Annotated in this window: 19 protein-coding genes; 11 read left to right on the top strand and 8 right to left on the bottom strand. The window is 55.0% G+C overall.

Annotation, left to right across the window (positions count from 1 at the left end):
* The first annotated feature begins 135 nt into the window (after positions 1–135).
* A complete protein-coding gene (locus K0I31_RS04300; protein ID WP_220080025.1) occupies positions 136–678 on the top strand; it encodes a hydrolase in 543 nt (180 codons plus the stop codon).
* Positions 679–784: 106 nt separating this feature from the next.
* On the opposite strand, the gene nrfA is transcribed toward K0I31_RS04300, so the two are convergent.
* Positions 785–2185 carry an ammonia-forming nitrite reductase cytochrome c552 subunit gene (gene nrfA, locus K0I31_RS04295; RefSeq protein ID WP_011864650.1) on the bottom strand — a complete coding sequence of 467 codons (1401 nt, stop codon included), beginning with the start codon at positions 2183–2185 and terminating at the stop codon, positions 785–787.
* Between the two features lie 247 nt (positions 2186–2432).
* Between nrfA and narQ the strand changes: the two genes are divergently transcribed.
* Positions 2433–4136 (top strand): nitrate/nitrite two-component system sensor histidine kinase NarQ, encoded by a 1704-nt coding sequence (narQ, locus tag K0I31_RS04290; protein ID WP_144203927.1) that lies wholly within the window; start codon positions 2433–2435, stop codon positions 4134–4136.
* A gap of 61 nt (positions 4137–4197) precedes the next feature.
* Entirely contained in the window at positions 4198–4827 is a 630-nt protein-coding gene (locus tag K0I31_RS04285; protein ID WP_011864648.1) for a response regulator, read from the top strand.
* 141 nt (positions 4828–4968) lie between these two features.
* Here the strand turns inward: K0I31_RS04285 and K0I31_RS04280 are convergent, their stop codons facing one another.
* Together K0I31_RS04280 and fkpA are read right to left on the bottom strand one after the other, a co-directional pair.
* Complete coding sequence (locus K0I31_RS04280) at positions 4969–5343, bottom strand: YacL family protein (protein ID WP_220080024.1); 375 nt, start codon at positions 5341–5343, stop codon at positions 4969–4971.
* Between the two features lie 192 nt (positions 5344–5535).
* Complete coding sequence (gene fkpA / locus K0I31_RS04275) at positions 5536–6303, bottom strand: FKBP-type peptidyl-prolyl cis-trans isomerase (RefSeq protein WP_011864646.1); 768 nt, start codon at positions 6301–6303, stop codon at positions 5536–5538.
* 179 nt (positions 6304–6482) lie between these two features.
* Between fkpA and K0I31_RS04270 the strand changes: the two genes are divergently transcribed.
* The 6 genes from K0I31_RS04270 to K0I31_RS04245 all read left to right on the top strand — a co-directional run bounded on the left by K0I31_RS04270 (position 6483) and on the right by K0I31_RS04245 (position 12997).
* Positions 6483–7451, top strand: a complete 969-nt coding sequence (locus tag K0I31_RS04270) for a WD40 repeat domain-containing protein (protein WP_220080023.1) — start codon at positions 6483–6485, stop codon at positions 7449–7451.
* Positions 7452–7464: 13 nt separating this feature from the next.
* Entirely contained in the window at positions 7465–7677 is a 213-nt protein-coding gene (locus K0I31_RS04265) for a SlyX family protein (RefSeq protein WP_011864644.1), read from the top strand.
* A gap of 64 nt (positions 7678–7741) precedes the next feature.
* The gene (locus K0I31_RS04260; RefSeq protein WP_258406571.1) at positions 7742–9151 is read left to right on the top strand and encodes a COG3014 family protein; all 1410 of its coding nucleotides are present in this window, start codon (positions 7742–7744) and stop codon (positions 9149–9151) included.
* A gap of 25 nt (positions 9152–9176) precedes the next feature.
* A complete protein-coding gene (gene lpoB, locus K0I31_RS04255; protein ID WP_011864642.1) occupies positions 9177–9770 on the top strand; it encodes a penicillin-binding protein activator LpoB in 594 nt (197 codons plus the stop codon).
* Between the two features lie 241 nt (positions 9771–10011).
* Positions 10012–12639 carry an ERAP1-like C-terminal domain-containing protein gene (locus K0I31_RS04250; protein WP_220080022.1) on the top strand — a complete coding sequence of 876 codons (2628 nt, stop codon included), beginning with the start codon at positions 10012–10014 and terminating at the stop codon, positions 12637–12639.
* A gap of 145 nt (positions 12640–12784) precedes the next feature.
* Positions 12785–12997 carry a hypothetical protein gene (locus K0I31_RS04245; protein WP_011864640.1) on the top strand — a complete coding sequence of 71 codons (213 nt, stop codon included), beginning with the start codon at positions 12785–12787 and terminating at the stop codon, positions 12995–12997.
* Between the two features lie 82 nt (positions 12998–13079).
* Here the strand turns inward: K0I31_RS04245 and K0I31_RS04240 are convergent, their stop codons facing one another.
* Complete coding sequence (locus K0I31_RS04240) at positions 13080–13646, bottom strand: phosphoribosyltransferase (RefSeq protein ID WP_011864639.1); 567 nt, start codon at positions 13644–13646, stop codon at positions 13080–13082.
* A gap of 262 nt (positions 13647–13908) precedes the next feature.
* Positions 13909–15681, bottom strand: coding sequence for an alkaline phosphatase D family protein (locus K0I31_RS04235; protein WP_220080021.1), 1773 nt, complete (start codon positions 15679–15681; stop codon positions 13909–13911).
* Positions 15682–16039: 358 nt separating this feature from the next.
* On the opposite strand from K0I31_RS04235, the gene K0I31_RS04230 reads away from it, so the two are divergent.
* Positions 16040–16459: a CBS domain-containing protein gene (locus K0I31_RS04230; RefSeq protein ID WP_220080020.1), complete on the top strand. Its 420-nt coding sequence runs from the start codon at positions 16040–16042 to the stop codon at positions 16457–16459.
* A 40-nt stretch (positions 16460–16499) separates the two neighbouring features.
* Here K0I31_RS04230 and K0I31_RS04225 read toward each other — a convergent pair whose 3' ends face one another.
* Both K0I31_RS04225 and K0I31_RS04220 read right to left on the bottom strand, forming a co-directional pair.
* The gene (locus K0I31_RS04225; RefSeq protein WP_220080774.1) at positions 16500–17189 is read right to left on the bottom strand and encodes an LrgB family protein; all 690 of its coding nucleotides are present in this window, start codon (positions 17187–17189) and stop codon (positions 16500–16502) included.
* Positions 17190–17202: 13 nt separating this feature from the next.
* The gene (locus tag K0I31_RS04220) at positions 17203–17622 is read right to left on the bottom strand and encodes a CidA/LrgA family protein (RefSeq protein WP_011864635.1); all 420 of its coding nucleotides are present in this window, start codon (positions 17620–17622) and stop codon (positions 17203–17205) included.
* Positions 17623–17722: 100 nt separating this feature from the next.
* Between K0I31_RS04220 and K0I31_RS04215 the strand changes: the two genes are divergently transcribed.
* Complete coding sequence (locus K0I31_RS04215; protein ID WP_220080019.1) at positions 17723–18616, top strand: LysR substrate-binding domain-containing protein; 894 nt, start codon at positions 17723–17725, stop codon at positions 18614–18616.
* Positions 18617–18620: 4 nt separating this feature from the next.
* On the opposite strand, the gene K0I31_RS04210 is transcribed toward K0I31_RS04215, so the two are convergent.
* Positions 18621–19268, bottom strand: a complete 648-nt coding sequence (locus K0I31_RS04210) for a peptidylprolyl isomerase (protein WP_220080018.1) — start codon at positions 19266–19268, stop codon at positions 18621–18623.
* Positions 19269–19286 lie beyond the last annotated feature (18 nt).

Genomic DNA, 19286 nt, shown 5'->3' with positions numbered 1-19286 from the left:
CATATAAATGCACCAATTAGGTGCGACTATGCACAGAGCGCACAAAAATAGCGCAGTCGCCTATTCGACTTATGACGGATTGGGTGGCGAAAATATCCGGGTATGATGGAGTCATCACCCATAGAGGAGCGCCCTATGTTGCAACCACAGGAATGTGTACTCATCATCGTCGATGTTCAGGGAAAGCTGGCCACCCTGATGCACCAGGCTGAAGAACTGGAAACCCGGCTCACCACGCTGATAAAGGCGGCCGAGCTGTTTGAGATCCCTGTCATCTGGCTGGAGCAGCTGCCCGATAAGCTGGGCGCAACCAGCCCGGCATTGGCCGAGCTGCTTACGCCTCATTATCAGCCTATCCCTAAGGCTCACTTTAGCGGCTGGCACGCCGAGCCCTTCAGGCAGGCACTGCAGCAGTATGGCAGGCCCAAGGTGTTGCTCGCCGGCATAGAGACCCACATCTGCGTCTATCAAACCTGCCGGGATCTGCTGGACAACGAATATGAGGTGCACTTGGTGACCGACGCCGTCTCCTCGCGAACCGAGGCCAACAAGCTGTTAGGCTGTGAGATGATGACCCAGCACGGCGCCTTGCTGACCAACAGCGAGTCTTTGTTGTTCGAGCTGCAGGCAGAGGCCAGTGGCGACAGATTCAGGGCCCTGCTGAGGATGATAAAGTAGTGGGGAAATGAAACAGTGAGAATATAAGATCGTGAAAGTATAAAGTCGTGAAGATATAAAAAAGCCCCGGATAACCGGGGCTTTTACTATGCAGGGGGGGGAGAAATTAGTAAGTTGCTTCGCGTTTCTTAGCTTCGGCATCCCACTTAGGAAGAACAGTCTTCTTGAACTCTGCCTTGTCGGCATTCAACTTGTTCATGTCCATACCCAGTGCAGCTTGCGCCTTAGCCTTGGTAGAAACATCTGGGAAGGCGATAGGTTGCTTAACACCTTTAGTCGCTAGCAGTTGAGCTAGTTTGATGCGTGCATCACCAGCCTTATCTACCGCAGTACCTAGGATGCGAAGCGCTTCGTCAGCTGCGTGAGCCGCAACACCATGAGAGGCGGTTGCATAGTCCCAGCGCCATTGTGCGTGACGGATATCCATTAAGATTGGCTTCATTTCAGCTTCAGTTGCACCCGCATCCCAAGCCGCTTTAGCTTCGAAGTGCGCCTTAACTAGCTGAGACTCGGCACGTGCCTTAAGGTCAGCAACCTTAACTTTGCGCTCTTTAGTCAGGTTAACCATGAACTCTTTGCTTTGAGTATGACAAGTCGCACAAGTCTCTTCGAAGCGATCGAATGGGTTACCTACTTTATGGTCGGTAAACTTACGACCTTCAGCATTCTTCACCTTAGGCATATGACAGTCGGTACAGGTAACATTATTCTTACCGTGTACGCCTAGCTGCCAAGTTTCATAACCAGGGTGCTGTGCTTTCAGCATAGGAGTCTTAGATACGGCGTGAGTCCAGTCTTTGAACTCCATGTTGTCGTAGTAGACTTCCATCTGCTCAACAGTTGTTCCCATATCCCAAGGGAACTTAACAAAACCTTTGCGATCTTTGGTCTTCTCGAAGTAGTACTCTACGTGACACTGACCACACACCATAGACTGCTTGTCTTTCTTAGAAGCCTTGTCAAATGGAGTGCCTAGTGTAGCCATGGCGCGCTCGGCAAATGGACGAGACATACGCAGTTTAGAAGAGCCTTTCTCGTGACAGTCAGAACAACCGATAGTGTTCACGATTTCTGCGCCGCCTTTGTACCACTTACCAGTGAAGTAGCCATCTTCGCCCTGCTCCTCGATCACGCGAGGCACGTCTGGGCTCTTACATGACCAACATGCCATTGGCATTGGACCATCTTCGGCAGACTTAGGCGCACCGGTACGCAGTGTGTTACGTACGTCGGTTACCGCATACATATGACCACGAGGTGCATTGTAATCTTTGGCGAAGCCGTAACCTGCCCACAATACAACCAGGCTAGGAACTTCTTCAAGCATATCGACAACTTCTTTGCTTTCGGCTGTGTCATGCCAGCTGTTGTACTGCTTAGAAAACTTGTCTTTGTAGACTTCGTTACGTGGCTCAGTCTTGTCACTTGCCATCACGCCGGTAGCCATCAGGCCAGCGGCGACCAAAGCACTCAGTGCAAAGGTTTTTGTAGTTAATGTTCTCACCATCTCATCTCCGTGTTACTTTTTATAGTAGTCTTAAAAACCACAACATCTCCAAGGCCAAAGTTAGTCCCTTAACCCCGTTAAAAATATACCCCTTATGGGGTATCCGGGTTAAAACTTGAGGCAGATCATAATGTGAATGTGTTGTTGGTCACATTTTTATCACCTTGTTAATTTTATCAGCAATTGCTAAACAAGTATCATAGTCCAAATTTCCGATTTTTCCCTATAATTTAATGAGTTCTAATACATGAAGAAAGGCAGCCTCACCTCCACCATATTAAGGTTAATGCTGGCCTTAATTTTACTTTCCAGTGGACTTGCCACCTTCGCCATAGCTAATTTGGCTTATAGCCTGGGAGACGCCAGAGCCATCAACGCCTCCGGCTCTCTGCGTATGCAGAGTTACCGTCTGATGTTCTACGCCAACTCCGGCAGCGAGGGAGCCGACGACAAAATTAGAGAGTTTGAGGCCACACTCCACTCGGATGCGCTGAAACGCTCACTCGACTGGATGACCCCAGACGATCTCGCCTCCCAATACCTGTTGGTTATCCAGAAATGGCAGGTGATGAAGCAATATATCGAAGAGGAGAACTCCCGCCTCTATGTCTCCGCCCTCAAAGATTTCGTCGACACCATAGATCTCTTCGTGCTGGAAACCGAGGAATTCGCCGCCTTCAAGCTCAAGCTCCTGGCCGCCAGCCAGATCACCGGCCTGGGCCTCATGTTGCTGATCGCCTTCTTCGCCGTACGCTTTACCAAGCGCAAGGTGGTCACTCCCCTCAATCAGTTGATGGAGTCGGCCAACACCATCTCTAAGGGGGAGTTCGATGTCACCATGCCAGACAGCGAATATATCGAGCTCAGCTCGCTCAGCAACGCGCTGGCCACCAGCGCCAGAGAGCTGTCGACCCTCTATAACAACCTGGAGAATCAGGTCAAAGAGAAGACCTTCGCCCTCACCCGCGCCAACAACGAGCTCAAGCTGCTCTACGACAACCTGGTGATGCTGCACTCGGGCAAGCTGGAGATCAGCACCCTGAAACAGGCGCTGAATCAGCTCAGGGCTCACGAACCCAACAGCTTCCTGCGCCTGGTGATCGCCCAGGATGATAAAGAGAAGCTCTACATAGATGCCGACGGTGGCTGGCCCATCGCCTCGCGCAGCCAGACCCGTTTCCCGCTAAAATTTGCCGACAACGAGCTGGGCTACCTCGAGGTCACTGCCCTGGGTGAGATCAATCATCCCCTGTTCGAGAACTTCGCCATCATGCTGGCCCGCTCTATTGTCATCTATAACGCCGGCGAGCAGCGCCAGCAGCTGGCACTGATGGAGGAGCGCGGCGTGATCGCCCGCGAGCTGCACGACTCTCTGGGTCAGCTACTCTCATTTCTCAAGATCCAGGTCAACCTGCTCTCCAAGGGGCTGGACAGCCAGTGCCGCAGCCCCCAGGTAGAGGAGCAGCTCAAGGAGATCAACGAAGGGGTCAACACCGCCTATGTGCAGCTACGTGAGCTGCTATCTACCTTCCGCCTGACCATCAAAGATCCCAACCTCAATCATGCGATCGAGATGATGCTCGACCAGCTCAGGGGACAAACCACGGCCAAGATCACCCTGGAAGATAAGCTGCCTATTCAGCTGCTTGGCGCTCATCAACACATTCATGTGCTGCAGCTCACCCGTGAAGCGACCCTCAACGCCATCAAGCATGCCCAGGCGGATCATATTCATATCTGTTGCACCCGCAGCGGCAATAACGTCAAGATCAGCATCAGCGACGACGGCGTCGGCCTAGAGAAGCTCAAGGAGAGGGATCAACATTTTGGCATAGGAATCATGCATGAACGCGCAAGTCGCCTCTCGGGTGTGGTAGACTTCAGCAGCAATGAACAGGGCGGAACCACGGTCACCTTGCTTTTCCCGCCCGAACAAGAGCCGCGCCAGTAGGGATGCTGGTGATATAAGATACTAATTTTTAAATAAAACAGACCTCAGTGGAGGCAATAAAATGGGCAAACCATATTCAGTTTTGGTTGTAGACGATCATCCCCTGCTACGTCGCGGGATCTGTCAACTTATCACCTCTGACTCAGACTTCACCCTATTTGGTGAAGCAGGCAGCGGCCTAGATGCCCTGTCGGCAATTGCCGAAAACGAACCGGACATCGTACTACTGGACCTCAACATGAAGGGGATGACAGGGCTAGATACCCTCAATGCCTTACGTCAGGAAGGGGTCACCAGCCGCATCGTGATCCTCACGGTATCCGATGCCAAGCAAGATGTTATCCGCCTGGTCAGGGCCGGCGCCGACGGTTACCTGCTCAAAGACACAGAGCCGGATCTGCTGCTGGAGAAGCTGAAGAATGCCATGCAGGGTCACCGAGTGATCTCTGAGTCGGTGGAAGACTTCATCTATGAGCTGAAAGATGGCGCCGACGAGCAGGCCTGGATAGACAACCTAACCCCGAGAGAGCTACAGATCCTCGAGCAACTGGCCGAAGGTAAGAGCAACCGGGTGATCTCAGAGCAGCTGCATATCAGCGAAGGCACGGTCAAGGTGCACGTGAAGAACCTGCTGCGCAAGGCCAACGCCAAGTCACGCACCGAGATGGCGGTACGCTACCTAAACCAATGAGCCTCTGTGCAAAACACTTCAAGAGCGCTAAAACGTAAAAAGGCAGCCTGAGCTGCCTTTTTCTTTGCAAGAATTCCCGTGCTTTATCTACACGCTTTCTATACACGCTTTCTCTACACACTTGCCCTGTACAGTCCCTGCCTATCGGCTCTCTTCGATGAAGGCTTGCCAGCTCTTGAGCGCCGCCTCAAAATCCTCAAGACCACAGAAGGCCTGGGACTCACCGTCATACAGGGACATGGACTCATCCAGCAGGGTGTCGTCATCCATCTCCAGGGCGTTGGCAAATACTCTGGCCTGCTCTTCATCCAGCTCGAGGGAGATCCCCTGGCCGACAAAACGCTGCTCAGTCAGCCTACCCTGCTGCAGCGCCGCTATGGTCGAGGCGATCTGCTCGATGAGGGCCTTATCTTCGCCCAGCTCATCGACGAACCAAAGCCCCATAATCTCATGATCCATGGTGAACTGAGCCACCAGGGTGCCGGTCAATGTGTTGCGGCGAAATTCATATTCCATAAGCTGTCTTCCCCAAGGTTACCTTGCAAATTCTAACCTAAGGCCGAGACAATGCCAGAGTTATCCGATTCCCCTTACGCTAAGCGGCGAAAATTCCCCCTCGCTGTTCACATATGCGGTTCTCACAGTCTTTTCTTTCGGCCACAAAAAAGGGCGCCTAAGCGCCCCTTTCCAAACCTATAGCAGCATGGCTTACTTAGCCGCTGCGGCTTCTTCTGCTGCTGGCGCAGCCTTCTCGATAGAAAGCAGCTCAACTTCGAAGATCAGCGTAGAGTTAGCTGGAATGCTACCTGTGTCGCGGCTACCATAGGCCAGCTCGGCTGGGATCACGAAACGGTACTTAGAACCCACAGACATCAGCTGAACACCCTCGGTCCAACCTGGGATAACGCGGTTTAGCGGGAACTTAGCGCTCTGACCACGGGCGATAGAGCTATCAAACTCGGTGCCGTCGATCAGTGTGCCCACATAGTGCACTTCAACCGTGTCTTCGGCGCTTGGCTTGTCGCCAGTACCTTCGGTGATCACTTCATACTGCAGACCTGAATCTGTGGTCGTTACGCCTTCTTTTGCCTTGTTGGCTTCTAAGAAAGCCGCGCTCTCAGCCTTGGCTTTCTCTGCCAGTGCAGTGGCTTGCGCCTGACGCTTCTCATTTAGCTGCTCGTCTAGGCCTTGCAGTACTGTCTGCATCTCTTCTTCAGTCAGCTTAAGCTCATCGTTCAGACCATTGCTAAAGCCTTGAATGATCAGGCTACGATCCACTGGTAGACCTAGTTCTTCCTGCTCTTTGATATGACCAGACATATATTTACCGATAGACGCACCTACACTATAGGCTTGCTTCTGCGCTTGGGTCTCAAGTTTAACTTCTGCCGGTTTTGTTACTTTTTGTTCTTGGTTACAAGCAGTTAGACCAACCACCGCCAACGCGACCAGTGACATTTTATAAATGGACTTCATTAAAGCTTCCTCAGCATTTTCTTGTGGTTACAATAACCTTACTCTTCTAAGACGAACCACTTTATACTAGTTAATTAACATATACCAATTACATTGATTAAGTTTCATCAATGTCGCCTGGCGCCCTTGCGCCAGGCGAAAACCTTTGAGCTAGAGACAACGCAACCAGGAACAAGTTCATGAGCAGAACCAGATTGCTACATTTTTGTACACTGATTGCTTGTACGCTCCTGCTGAGCGCTTGCCAGCCTAAGCCCGAGGTGAGCAGCCTGGTCGCCGAACCCAGCTATGACGCTAGCCTCTCCCCCCAGGCCCGATATCTGTTGGTCAGCACCACCAGCAACAACCTACAGCTCTGGGACCTCACAAAAAAAACGCTTAAATATCAGTGGCTCCACGGCAAAGCGGGCGGCACAGCCATAGCCACAGCGCTGTCGGACAACCTGAAATATGCCGCCTCCCTCAGCCGCGACTCTGTTGCCCTGTGGAACATGGACGACGGTCAACCCTTGGGATGGTGGTCCCTGCCCGCCAACGGTCAGTGTCTGGCGCTGGCCAATAACGGTACCCTGCTCATCGGCCTCACCGACGGCAGCGTCATGTCCCTCAATCACCAGACAGATACCTTAATCAAGTTCCTCGGCCACAGCGAGAAGGTCAACAGCGTGGCCTTGTCCGCCGACGGTCGCTGGGCGCTGTCGGGCGGCAACGACAATAAAGTCTTCCTCTGGCAGGCCAATACGGGCCAGCCTTTGCACCAGTGGCAACTCCCCAGCCGGATACTAGAGGTGAGCCTGAGTCAGGACGCCAGCCTGGCGTTTGCGGCCGACAGCACCAACAAGGCCGACATCTGGCAGACCCAGACAGGTAAACCTGTGTCTTCGCTTAAAATAAAACGCCGCACAATGAACTTTTCCACCGCGCGCTTTACCAAAGATAATCAGACACTGCTAACGGGCACCCCCGCCAGAGAAGTGAGCGTTTGGCGGGTCGCCGATGGAAAAATGCGCGCCAACTGGCAAGTTACCCGCACCGAGCGTGCCCAAATCAAGGGCGCCGTTGTATACTCTGTGGCTGAAACCATTAATGGGCAGATCATCAGCTTTAGCAGCAATGGCTTGCTGGAGACCTGGCCCAAGCCCGATTGATAGAGGAATTAAATTGGTGCAACTAGAACAACGAATCGAAGATCTTGAGATGAAACTGGCGTTTCAGGATGACACCATAGAGTCGCTGAACCAGCAGGTGATCAGGCTCAATGACCTGCTGGCGGATCAACAGGAGAAGTTACGCCTGCTCACCAGCAAGCTCTCCCAGGTCGAACCCAGCAACATCGCCAGTCAGGCAGAAGAGACGCCACCACCTCACTATTAAATCGATGCCGCGCTGGGCGCGGAGCCATTTGACGGAACTTGCTTTACAAAGGATCTGACCCGCTATGCCACACCAAAGCAGCCCATACAACCGAGTCTCAAGGCGATACCGCGCGGCATTTGCCGGCGCGCTCTTGTCGCTCACCCTATCGGGCTGCGCCTTTAACAGCGTGTTCATCAGCTACCCCTCTCAGCTGGCACCGGTAAAGGCCGATCTCGGCAGGCAAGGCGATACCGCCCTCTATCGACAGTTCGATGATGCCATCACGGGGCAAGATGGACTGCTGTACGCCCAGGAAGCGGGGCGTATCGCCCAGATCACCGGCAACTTCGAGGCCAGCAAAGCCTATTACCAGCAGGCGGTCGACGCCTACACCAAGTTTGACGAGCAGGCGGTGATCAGCGCATCCGATCTCGGCGCCACCGCCAGCAGCCTGTTTATCAACGACAATGTTATCCCCTATCGCGGCCCAGGTTATGAGCGCATCATGCTGCACCAATATCAGGCCTTAAACTATCTCTTTAGCCGAGACAGTCAGGGGGCACTGGTGGAGGTCAGGCGCAGCAACGAGCTACAACAGAGCGAACAGGCCAGATACCAAAAATCCCAGGCCTCGGTACAGGCGATGGCCAACGGCACCATAGACGCCGAGGTCAATCGACTCGGGCAGGCGGCAGGCACCACCACAAGCTCCTTCCTCAACGCCTATAGTTACTACACCACAGGCCTGCTGCATGAGCTGTTGGGGGAAGAGAACGACGCCTTCATCGATTATCGCAAGGCGGCGCAGATAACTCCTGACAACCCCTACCTGCAACAAGATCTGGTGCGTCTGGCCAAGAAACTGGCCATGCCACAATATGAAGAATTTAAGCGTCGTTGGGGCGACGCCAAGCTGGCAAAGGCGGGACAGGGCCAGGTGGTGGTCCTGCTCGAGCGGGGATTTGTCCCAGAGAAACAGAGCTTTACCGTGCCGTTTCGTATCCATGGCAACTGGCAGACCGCCTCCCTGGCCACCTATACCCCGGGCAGGGTAAGCGTGCCTCAAGGCGAGATAGTCGGCCTGGGCACTGTGCTGCAAACGGCGCCGCTCGCCAATATCGATGCCTTGGCGATCACCGCCCTCAAGGAGGAGCTCCCCAGCGCCCTGTTTCGTCAGGCCGCGAGGATCTACGCCAAGGCAGAGATGGCCCGCAGCGTGCGCAGCGAATCGAAGCGGCGCAATGATGAGTTCGATGCCGGTGCCATCGCCATGCAGATCTTTAACGTGGTCACAGAGCAGGCCGACAGGCGTAGCTGGTTGACCCTGCCCAAGCAGGCACAGTTAGGACGGCGTTATCTGGATGCGGGCCAGTATCAAATCCGTCTGGGGCTGTCCCAAACGCAAGCGATTGACGTACAAAGCGATAAAACCACATTAATTTGGATAATTGAGACTGGTAATTTCACCCGTTTTTATTCAATAATCATCTAATCAAGACTAAGGAATCGGTATTTTTATGAAAAAATTCAACCTCATTTTTATCATCGCCGTGGCGATTGGCCTGGCGGGCTGTCAATCTAAGGTGCAGTACGGTGATGCAACTGAAGTCGAAACCGTTAATGAAAACTTCGGTTCTACGGATCTTCAGGCGATCACTGCCAAGATGGTCGACAGCATGCTGAGCTTCCCGCCAGTGGTCGCCATGACAGCCAAAGATCGTCCCGTCATCTTCGTCGACAAGATTAAGAACAAGACCTCAGAGCATATCGACACCGAATCGGTTACCGACTCCATCAGCAACAAGCTGCTGCGCTCGGGTAAGTTCCGCTTCATCGACATGACTAAGGTCGACACGGTACGCAAGCAACTGGATTATCAAAACAATGCCGGCATGGTCGACCCATCGACCGCCATCAACTTCGGCCGTCAGATCGGTGCTCAGTATATGCTGTACGGCAACCTGTCGAGCATAGTTAAGCAAGATGGCAGCACTAAGGATGTCTACTACAAGATGACCATGCGCCTGATGGATCTGGAAACCGGCCTGATCGAATGGTCTGACGAGAAAGAGATCCGCAAGACCAAGTCGAAGTCTTTCCTCGGCATGTAAGTCTGCATCTCCTTTAAAAAACCAGCCCAGCGCTGGTTTTTTTATGCCTTGTCATCGGCGAGCAATCGCCAAAAGCAGGTGAAGGTACAGAATTTTTGTCGATAAATTCTACTGCCGAGCGGTAGAGTCGGGTAGAATGTGGCGGCCTTTGGCACTCATTCGTGATGCGGCTATTTACCCGCCCCTTGACTGCCAGCCAAACCGACAAGCCCTCTAGCATATAGAATAAGAAGGACCCATTTTGAGACTGTTTTCCCTGTGCGCTAGCCTCCTCCTCTGCCTCCTTATCGGCGCATGTCAAAGCACCTCCCCCGGCAGCCAACAGCGCAGCGATAAGTCCCTCGGCATCAGCGCCAGTATCGCCAAGCAGCGCGCAAGCAGAGTTAGTCAGGTCAGCTACCAGCTGCACCTCGACCTTACCCAGGCGAGACGCTTCAAGGGCGAGGCGCAGATCCAGTTTCAGTTAGCCGACACCCAGCAGGCCTTGAGCCTAGATCTGGAGCAGGCGCTCATCAGTCAACTTGTCATCAACGGCCAGAAACTTTACCCCAACTATGATGGCCACAGGCTGGTGATCCCGGCCAGCCTGCTACAGGGCGGCGCCAACCTGATAAAGGTGGACTTTAGCAGTCCCTACAGCCATGAAGACCAAGGGCTTATCGAGTTTATCGACCCTAAGGATGGTCTTCGCTATCTCTACAGCCATTTCCTGCCCTCCAGCGCCCAGACCCTGGCGCCGCAGTTTGATCAGCCAGATCTCAGGGCCAGCTATCGGCTGAGCGTGTTGGCACCCAGCGACTGGCAGGTCGCCAGCGCAGCCAAGGTGCTGAGCCGTCAGCCCGTAGATGAGAGCCGTCAGACTGTAGGCGAGAGCCATCAGCCAGCAGGCGGGAGCAGTCTGTGGCAGTTTGTGCAGAGCGAGCCGGTCAGCCCCCACAACTTCTCCCTGCTCGCGGGGCCTTATCAGACCTGGCAGAGTGAGGCCGAGGGCATAGCGCTGCAGCTTTTTTCCCGCCAGTCCCAGGCAGAGTCAATCGATGCCGAGACCTGGCTATCACAGACCCAGCAGGCCCTTAGCTATTATCAGCAGCGTCTTGGCAGCAAGTACCCCTTCGGTCACTACACTCAGGCAATCGTGCCTCACTTGCCGAGTGAGTTTCGCGCCAGTCAGGCACAGACCAGCTTCGATGAGCGAAGCCTGCCTCAGGGCACACCTCGCCGTGATATCCTGCGGGCATTGGCAGAGCAGTGGCTGGGCAATCTGGTCACCCTCAAGTGGTGGGATCAGCTCTGGCTCAATCAGAGTCTGGCCTATCTGGTTGCCGACGACGGCGAGGCCCAGCTGTTTGGCCAGACTCAGGCCGAAGAGCAACAGAGTTTTATCCGCAGCCCCGAGCAGGTAGAGCAGCAGATCGCCAACAGCCTGGAGCTGTTTTCGCAAGATCCCCTGCCGAGTCAAAACAAGGCGATCGCCCAACTTAATCAGCTGAAATTTATGCTGGGCGATACCAGCTTCTACCAGGGCATAGGCAATTATCTCGAGCGCTTTGCCCTGCAAAATGCCGACCTAAATGACTTTATTTCGAGCCTAGAGCAGGTTACCAAACAGCCCCTGAGCCAGTGGAGCCAGGCGGCCTTTAAGCGCGCCGGCGTCACCCGTCTTGAGGCGGCATTCAGCTGCGCAGGCGATCGCATATCGCGCTTTGACCTCAAACAGCATAATGGCGATCTGGCTAGCACACAGAGGGTAAAGCTAGGTCTGTTTACCCTGGGGCGACATGGCCTGCACAAGAATCTGGTGAGCGAAGTCGATTATCAGGGCGCGAGCACCGAGGCCAAGCGCCTCAAGGGTGTGCGCTGTCCCGACTTGGTGTTTAGCAACTATCAGAACAAGGCCTACGTCAGGGTCAAGCTGGACAAGGCCTCCCTAGAGACGGCTCTCTTGCACCTTGGCAGCCTGGAAGAAGCCGATCTCAGACGCATGCTGTGGCAATCCCTGTGGGAGTCTGTGCTGGCCGGCGAACTTCCCCTGCCCCGCTTTATCGGCAGTACCCTGGTGAACCTGCCAGCTGAAACCGATCCCCAGGTGCTGGTCGGTGCTCAAGGCCAGCTTAAACAGGCCAAAGCCCTGCTGGAGCAGATGAGTCCCAATCAGCAGCGCTATAGCCGTCAGGCCCTCAACGCCATCGCCCAGATGAGCCTGCGCCTGACCATCAGCAACAAGGCTGATCCCGCGCTGCAATCTCTGTGGTTCGACAACTACCTGCACTTTGCCGTCAGTCATCAGGCCAAGAGTCACCTTGCTGCGCTGCTCGATGAGAGAGAGTCACTGCCCGGCATCACGCTCACACCAGAGCGCCGCTGGCAGATAATCACCCACCTCAATCGCTATGACTACCTGGGCAGCGAACGCCTGCTACTCAAGGAGAAACAGAAGGATAGTTCGCCCGAGGGGCAAACGGCGGCGCTCGGCGCCCTGGTGGCCCGTCCCAGCGCCAAGGAGAAACGCCAGTGGTTCGAGCGCATTCAGGCCCACAGCAAGGAGAGCGATCCTCAGCTGCTGGAAAAATTAACTCAGGTGATGCGCCACCTCTACCCCAGCGAGCAGAAGGCCCTGAGTCAGGCCAGCGCCGAGCAGCGTCTGGCAGATCTTGCCGAGGTGGACAAACGCAACAGCCAGGCATTCATGCAGAGCTATACGGCTAACCTGCTGCCCAGGAGCTGCAGTTACGCCAGCCTACTCAGGCTGCAGGCACTGCTCGATAAGCCAGAAGGCTATAGCCCAACTACCCTGAGAGGCATCAATCGAACCATAGCCGCCGAGCAGGAATGTATCCGGGTGCAGGAAGCTATGCAGCCAAATCCCTAACATTGGTAGATCTAGTCAGCCCCTCGTAAGCAGAATAGATAAAACAGGATAAGGGCCTGGTAGCGAAACATTTTTGGGTTATAGTGAGATAACAGACATTGGGACGTCTAGGTCTACAGGCCCTAGCATAAACAGGAGCAAGCCCATGGGCATTTTTCAACTCGCCGCCATCGCCATCATAGGCGCCTTCGCCTTCGCCGCCTTTAAGGAGCACAACCGGCGACAGGCCAGCGTAGACAACAGCGAAATTGATGCGCTTAAGGCCGAGATAGATAAACTCAAATCCCGCATCGCCACCCTAGAGAAGATAGTCACGGACAAGGCCTATCAGCTGGGTGACGAGATAGACAAGCTATAAACAGGTTATGGCAAGAATTAGCACCAATAAAAATGCCACCCTAGGGTGGCATTTTTATTGGTGCTAATCATGGCTAGACGCGTTATACGAAAAGCTCTTTGATGTTCTTCAGATCGCCCTTACCGTTGGCGATCTCCTCTGGCGACAGGCCAGAAACCTCGTGTGGGAATACCAACCAGTCTTCAGACTCATGGATGAAGTAATCCGGCTTCAAAGATACTGCGGTATTCTTCGGCTTGTAGTAAGGGCAGGCAATACGCACGTCGGTTGGCATATTGAGGCGCATCAGCTCCGCCAGCTTCTCTTTCAGGGCATGGATGCTGCGGCCAGAGTCGAACACATCATCGACAATCAGCAGGCCGTCATCGGCGTTAGCGTTCTCGACGATATAGTGCAGGCCATGCACCTTGATCTGCTTGCTCTGCTTATCGGTGCCAATGCCATAGTAAGAGGAGGTACGCACGGCGATATGGTCCGTCTCGACCTTCTTGAAATCGAAATATTCCTGGACCGCGATCCCTATCGGGGCACCGCCACGCCATATGCCGACAATAAACTGTGGTCTAAAACCGCTCTCATAAACTTGCGCCGCTAGGCGAAAAGAATCTTCCAGCAATTCCTGTGCGGTAATAAAGTGTTTCTCAGACATCAGGCCGTCCCCATCTTGTTCTATTTGGTCTTTGAGAGGGAGGAAGGTAATCCATCGATTAGGCTTCGCCCCAAATCCAGCGTAGCACAAGGGGCGCGTATTGAACTTCAACACGACGACAATCGACGCTGCGGGATTTGGAGCTGAATTTTATACTAAAAATTTCCCCCATGCAGAACTAAATAGCGAAACTTGGACGGGGGATGCATTTTTAAAGGTAAAAAAGCCGCCTCGAGGGCGGCTTTATCGGCAGAAAACAGGCTTATGCCGCGGTGATCTTAGGCTCACCCGCCATGGTCATCGCCGCGTAATGCTTGTCGGTCGCCTCGCTGAACTCGCTGTCGAGAATGGTATCGACAAAGTGCCAGTCGCTGCGCACCGCCTCGGAGGTGAAGGTCAGCACCATGAAGCCGCGATCCCTCAAGTTGGTGTACTTGAGGCCATCGACCAGGTCGACGACACCGGCCTCGGTCACGCTCTGCTGATCGGCAGGGATGCCAAGGTAATACTCGAGTCCAGGAGAGGATACCGAGCTAGTCGCATACTCGACGCCCACCAGGTCCCCATGGCTGTCCTTAAGTTCGTTGGCCCAGGCGTTATGGGTATCACCGGCGATCACCACCAGGTTAGCGCCCTTCTGCTTGGCCGTCGCCAGGATCACCTCACGCTCATAGGCGTAGCCATCCCAGGCATCCAAGTTGTAGGGGATAGAAGGCAGTTGCAGCAGCGCCATCACCTCAGGGGTCAGCTTGTACTGGTTACCTATGAGAAAGCTGTACTCCTGTGGCGTCAGGGTCGGATCATTGGCCGCTGCACGGGCCGCCAGCTGTGCCAAGGCGCCTAGCTCGGCATATTCATAGACGGAGAGCTTCTGCATGGCGATCGCCGCAGGCAGCATCATGGTACCCATCAATATCTGTTGTCCCAGCACCTGCCACTTACCCGTGGCGCTCAGCAGGCTGGCCTGCAGCCACTGTAGCTGCTCGGCCCCCAGCAGAGTACGCTCTGTGCTGGTGACATCCGCCATGAAGCGGGCACTGTCCATGGCACCTGTAGCGGCATCGACATAGTCGGCGTAGTCCAGCTGCTTGTCACGAGCCAGTACGCGGGTGTCTAGCATATGTAGGTCGACCAGATCGCCGAAACTAAATGAGCGATAGATCTCCTCGTGGTTGCCCTCGCGCCATGGACGGATAGGCAGCCATTCGAAATAGGCTTGCAGGGCGCCCATCTTGCGGGCCTCGAAGTCGCCCTCACCCTCGTTGTGGTTTTCGGCGCCGCCAGACCAAGTATCGTTAGCCACCTCATGGTCATCCCAAACTGTGATGAAAGGCACCTTGGCATGCAGGGTCTGTAGAGACTCGTCGCTGCGGTATTGACCGTAACGGGTGCGATAGTCTGACAGGGTAAAGAGTTCACCGGCAGGCAGTACTTCACGGCCAAGCTCGGCAGCATGTTCGCTGGCATAACCGCCGCGGCCATACTCATAGATGTAGTCGCCAAGGTGCACCACGGCGTCCAGCCCTTCCTGCTGACCCGCCAGCTCATAGACGTTGAAGAAACCGGCTGGGAAGTTAGCGCAAGACATCACCGCAAGCTTGACCTGCTCGACGGCGCCTTCTGGCAGCGTCTTGGTCATGCCGACACTTGAGACCTGCTCACCCGACATGAAGCGATAATAGTAGGCCGTACCCGAATCCAGGCCGATAGCATCGACCTTCACTGTGTAATCGCGATCGGCGTTAGTGGTGGTCTCGCCGTTTGAGATCATCTGGGTAAAATTGGCGTCGGAAGCGATCTCCCAACCCACCTTGACGTCACCGTCGGTGTCAGGGGTTACTCGGGTCCAGAGGATCACTGCGCTGTGGGTAGGGTCACCACTGGCGATACCGTGTAGAAATTGAACCTTAGGGGCGGTTTCTTGCTTATCGTCATCACTGCTTGAACAGCCCATCAGGCCATAGGAGACAACGGCGGCACCCACACCCTTGGCCGACATGGCCAGAAAATCCCTGCGAGAATAATTGGTTTTCATTGTTATTCCTTTATTTGAGCCGGTTATCCCTTGTGCCCTCGGTTCACACCATGTGAAGCTGAAAACGCGTACTGCGAAAGATAACTGACCTTGTTATTGTTATTCCTGGTAAGAGGTCTAATGACTCTAATTATCAATTAACAATATTGCAAAATTATTATGATCACGGCAACCGCTAGTTTCGACTAAGGGGCACTGCCGCGGCAGCAGAACATCTCGGCAGAGGCATGCTTATCGCCATGTCACAGCATTTTTCGCCAATCAGAGATCGCGACCACCGCTTGCCAGAGTGCATTTTTCAACCACGGCGTAAATAGCTGTTATGATGAAGGCATCCCCATAGTTGAAGGAGTCGACCATGAGAGTCAGCGATATCATGACCACAGACACTGTGTGCATCAGCGATCAGGCCACCACCAAGGATGCCCACCTCTTGATGAGTAGCCGCGGCGTGCGCCATCTGCCCGTCATCAGCGAAGTCGACGGTACCCTAGTAGGCATACTGACCCACAAGAAGATGATCAGCACCGTCATGGTCATGTTGACCCATTACGGCAACGAAGGGCTAGATCGTCAGGAGCGGCGCACCTCGGTGGCCGAGATCATGGATAGGGAATTTCAGAGGGTCACGCTGGACGAGCCACTTGCGGTCGTGGTGGATTACTTCATCGACAACAAGCTGGGCTGCCTGCCTGTGGTCGACGACAATCACAAGGTGATCGGCATCCTGACCTCGTCGGACTTCGTTAAGCTGTGCGCCTCACTGCTAAAACAATGAGGCATCAGAATAGATAGCCGCTCTAGCCGATACAGCCAGGCTAGACCAGCAGATAGGCGAACAGCGGCGCACCGACCACCATGGCGATACCGGTAAAGATCATGGTGAGGCTGGCTACCACGCCCTCCTCCCGGCCATATTCGGCGGCCTTGGCCGCCCCCACCCCATGGGCACTGGCGCCCAAGGCGGCGCCCTTAGCCAAAGGGCTAGAGATCTTCGCCAGCCTGAACACAGGACCACACAGCAACATGCCCAGCACACCCGTCATCAACACCAGCACGGCGGTGAGATCCGGCACGCCGCCAAACTCGCGGGTCGCCTCCAGGGCAAAGGGGGTCGAGACCGAACGCACCAGCAAACTGTGAGACAGCTCGGGCGGCAGATAGATCACCTGGGTCAGCAGCCAGGAGGAGACCAAACCCGCCAACAGGCCGGTCAACACGCCCAGGCTCAGTGTCAGCGGATAACGGCGGATAAGATGGCGCTCGCGGTAGATCGGCAGGGCGAAGGCGATGGTCGCCGGTGCCAGCAACAAACTGAGGTAGTGGTTGTACTCGAAATAAGTAGGCAGCGGAATGGCAAACCCCACCACCAAGGCCAGCAAGAAGCCCGGCGTCAGCACCATGGGTGACAGCCACCAGTGACCGAAGCGGCGATAGAGACGCTTACTCAGGCCATAGCTGACCAGGGTCGCCAGCAAACAGCCAAGGCCAAGCATTGACAGGTGCATGGAAGCCAACATATCAGACGCCCACCGCTTTGGCCGCGCCGGCCTGTCTGAGGCGGCGCTCATACTTGAAGACCCTGTCTATCACGAAACCGGTGATCAGCAAGACACTAACACTCCCCAGCACTAAGGTGCAGAGCAGGCTGACGCCATACTGCTCCAGCAGCGGCGCATAATGCATCGAGGCCACCACGGGCGGAATGAAGAAGAGCAGCAGCTCGCCGAGCAGCCAGGCGGCGCCGCGGGCCACGAAACGCTCCGGCAGCCAGTTAAGTGCCAGCAGGGCCAGAAGCGCCGCCAAGCCAATCACGCCGCTGGGTAGCGGCAATGCCAGGCGAGTCACCAACCATTGGGCGGCCAGGGCCAGTAGAGACAATAACCCCACCTGCAACAACAGCTGCAGCAAGTTTCTGAGTGGGGGAAGGTAAGTTGCCATGAAAAACTCTGTCTAACGAGATGATATGGCGATCTTACGCTTGCCATTTAAATAAAAAAAATGAATATTATTTATAAAATAAATCACCAAAAGCTATTTAATGGATCTTAAGGCACTACACTACTTCGTCGAGATCGTCGCCTCGGGAGGCTTTAACCGCGCCGCCGAGCGGATCCATATCAGCCAGCCCGCCCTGTCCAAGTCTATCGCCCAGCTGGAGAGCGAGCTGGCATTGCCCCTGCTGACCCGGGGCAAACGCGGCACTAAGGTGCAGCTCACCCCCCATGGCGAGGTGGTCTACCGCCACGCCCTCAGGCTTTTGGAAGATAAGCAGACGATGATGGAGGAGCTGGCACAACTGAAGGGGCTCAATCGCGGCATACTAAAACTGGGGCTGGCGCCGCTGGGCAGCGCCGAACTGTTCGCCCCCATCATCGCCAAGTATCGCCAGGCCTACCCTGAGATAGAGACCCAGCTGCTGGTTCGCGGCGGGGTCGAGCAGACCCAGGCCCTACAACAGGGGGAGATAGAACTCGCCACCGGCATTATCGATCTCAAGGATCGCTATGAGGGGATCGCCATCCATACCGAGCCTATGGTGGTGGTACTTCCCAGCGAGCACCCGCTAGCCAAGCGCTCGGAGATCCCCCTTGGCGAACTCGATGGCCAGGCGCAGATCCTGTTTGAATCGGAATTTTCTCTGCATGAGATGGTGATCAATGCCTGCCAGCAGGCCGGTGTGAGCATCAAGAACCCCACCCAGGTGAACCAGCCGGAGTTTGGCGTCGCCCTGGTTGCCGCCGGGATCGGCCTGATGCTGCTGCCTAAATTTATTGCCGAGCGCTACCGCCCAGACGCAGTGATCACCCGCCCCCTGACCCAGACGGATCTCAGCTGGCAGATGAGCCTGTTTTGGCGTAAAGATCTCTGCCTCTCCTTCGCCGCCCAGGCGATGATAGATCTGGTCAAACATCATCAGGCAAGCGGCGCTTAGACGATCATTCTTCCAGCATAGGGCACTCGCTGGGGGTGATACGTTCGATCACTATCTCCTCCAGCGGCACATCGGCGTACTCCCCCACCCGAGTGGTGGCGACTATGCTTATCTGATCCACCACCTCCATGCCAAACAGCACCCTGCCAAACACGGCGTAGCCTTCGCTGCTGGCGCTATAATCCAGCTGCGGATTGTCTAAGGTGTTGATGAAAAACTGCGAGGTGGCCGAATCGCTCTGACGGGCGCGCGCCATGGCCAGGGTGCCCCTGAGGTTGCTAAAGCCTACGCTAGCCTCATTTTTGATGGGCGCCTTGCCGGGCTTAGGCACCATGCCAGAGGTGAATCCGCCCCCCTGGATGATAAAGTTGTGGATCACCCTGTGGATCAGGGTGCCATCGTAAAAGCCATCGTCGACATAGCCGATGAAGTTGGCCGCCGATTGCGGCGTATGGCGGCTATCGATACCTAGCCCAACCTCCCCCAGACTCGTGGTCATGGTGAAGCAGGCATCTATGCTCATATCGGGCACTGGGCCAGTCACCGGCGGATTGACTATCGCCCCATTGCTGCCCTCTTCACCGCCGCAGGCGGTTAAGCCCAAAAGCAGCAATATTCCCAGCGCCAACTTGCCTCTTATTTGCTTTTTCATCACAGTCCCCAACACGTG

Origin of the sequence: Shewanella spartinae, from assembly GCF_019457555.1 — a bacterium.
Classification (GTDB): Bacteria; Pseudomonadota; Gammaproteobacteria; order Enterobacterales; family Shewanellaceae; genus Shewanella; species Shewanella loihica.
Note: the sequence above shows the minus strand (reverse complement) of the source record. Positions and strands in the feature narration are given on the sequence as shown.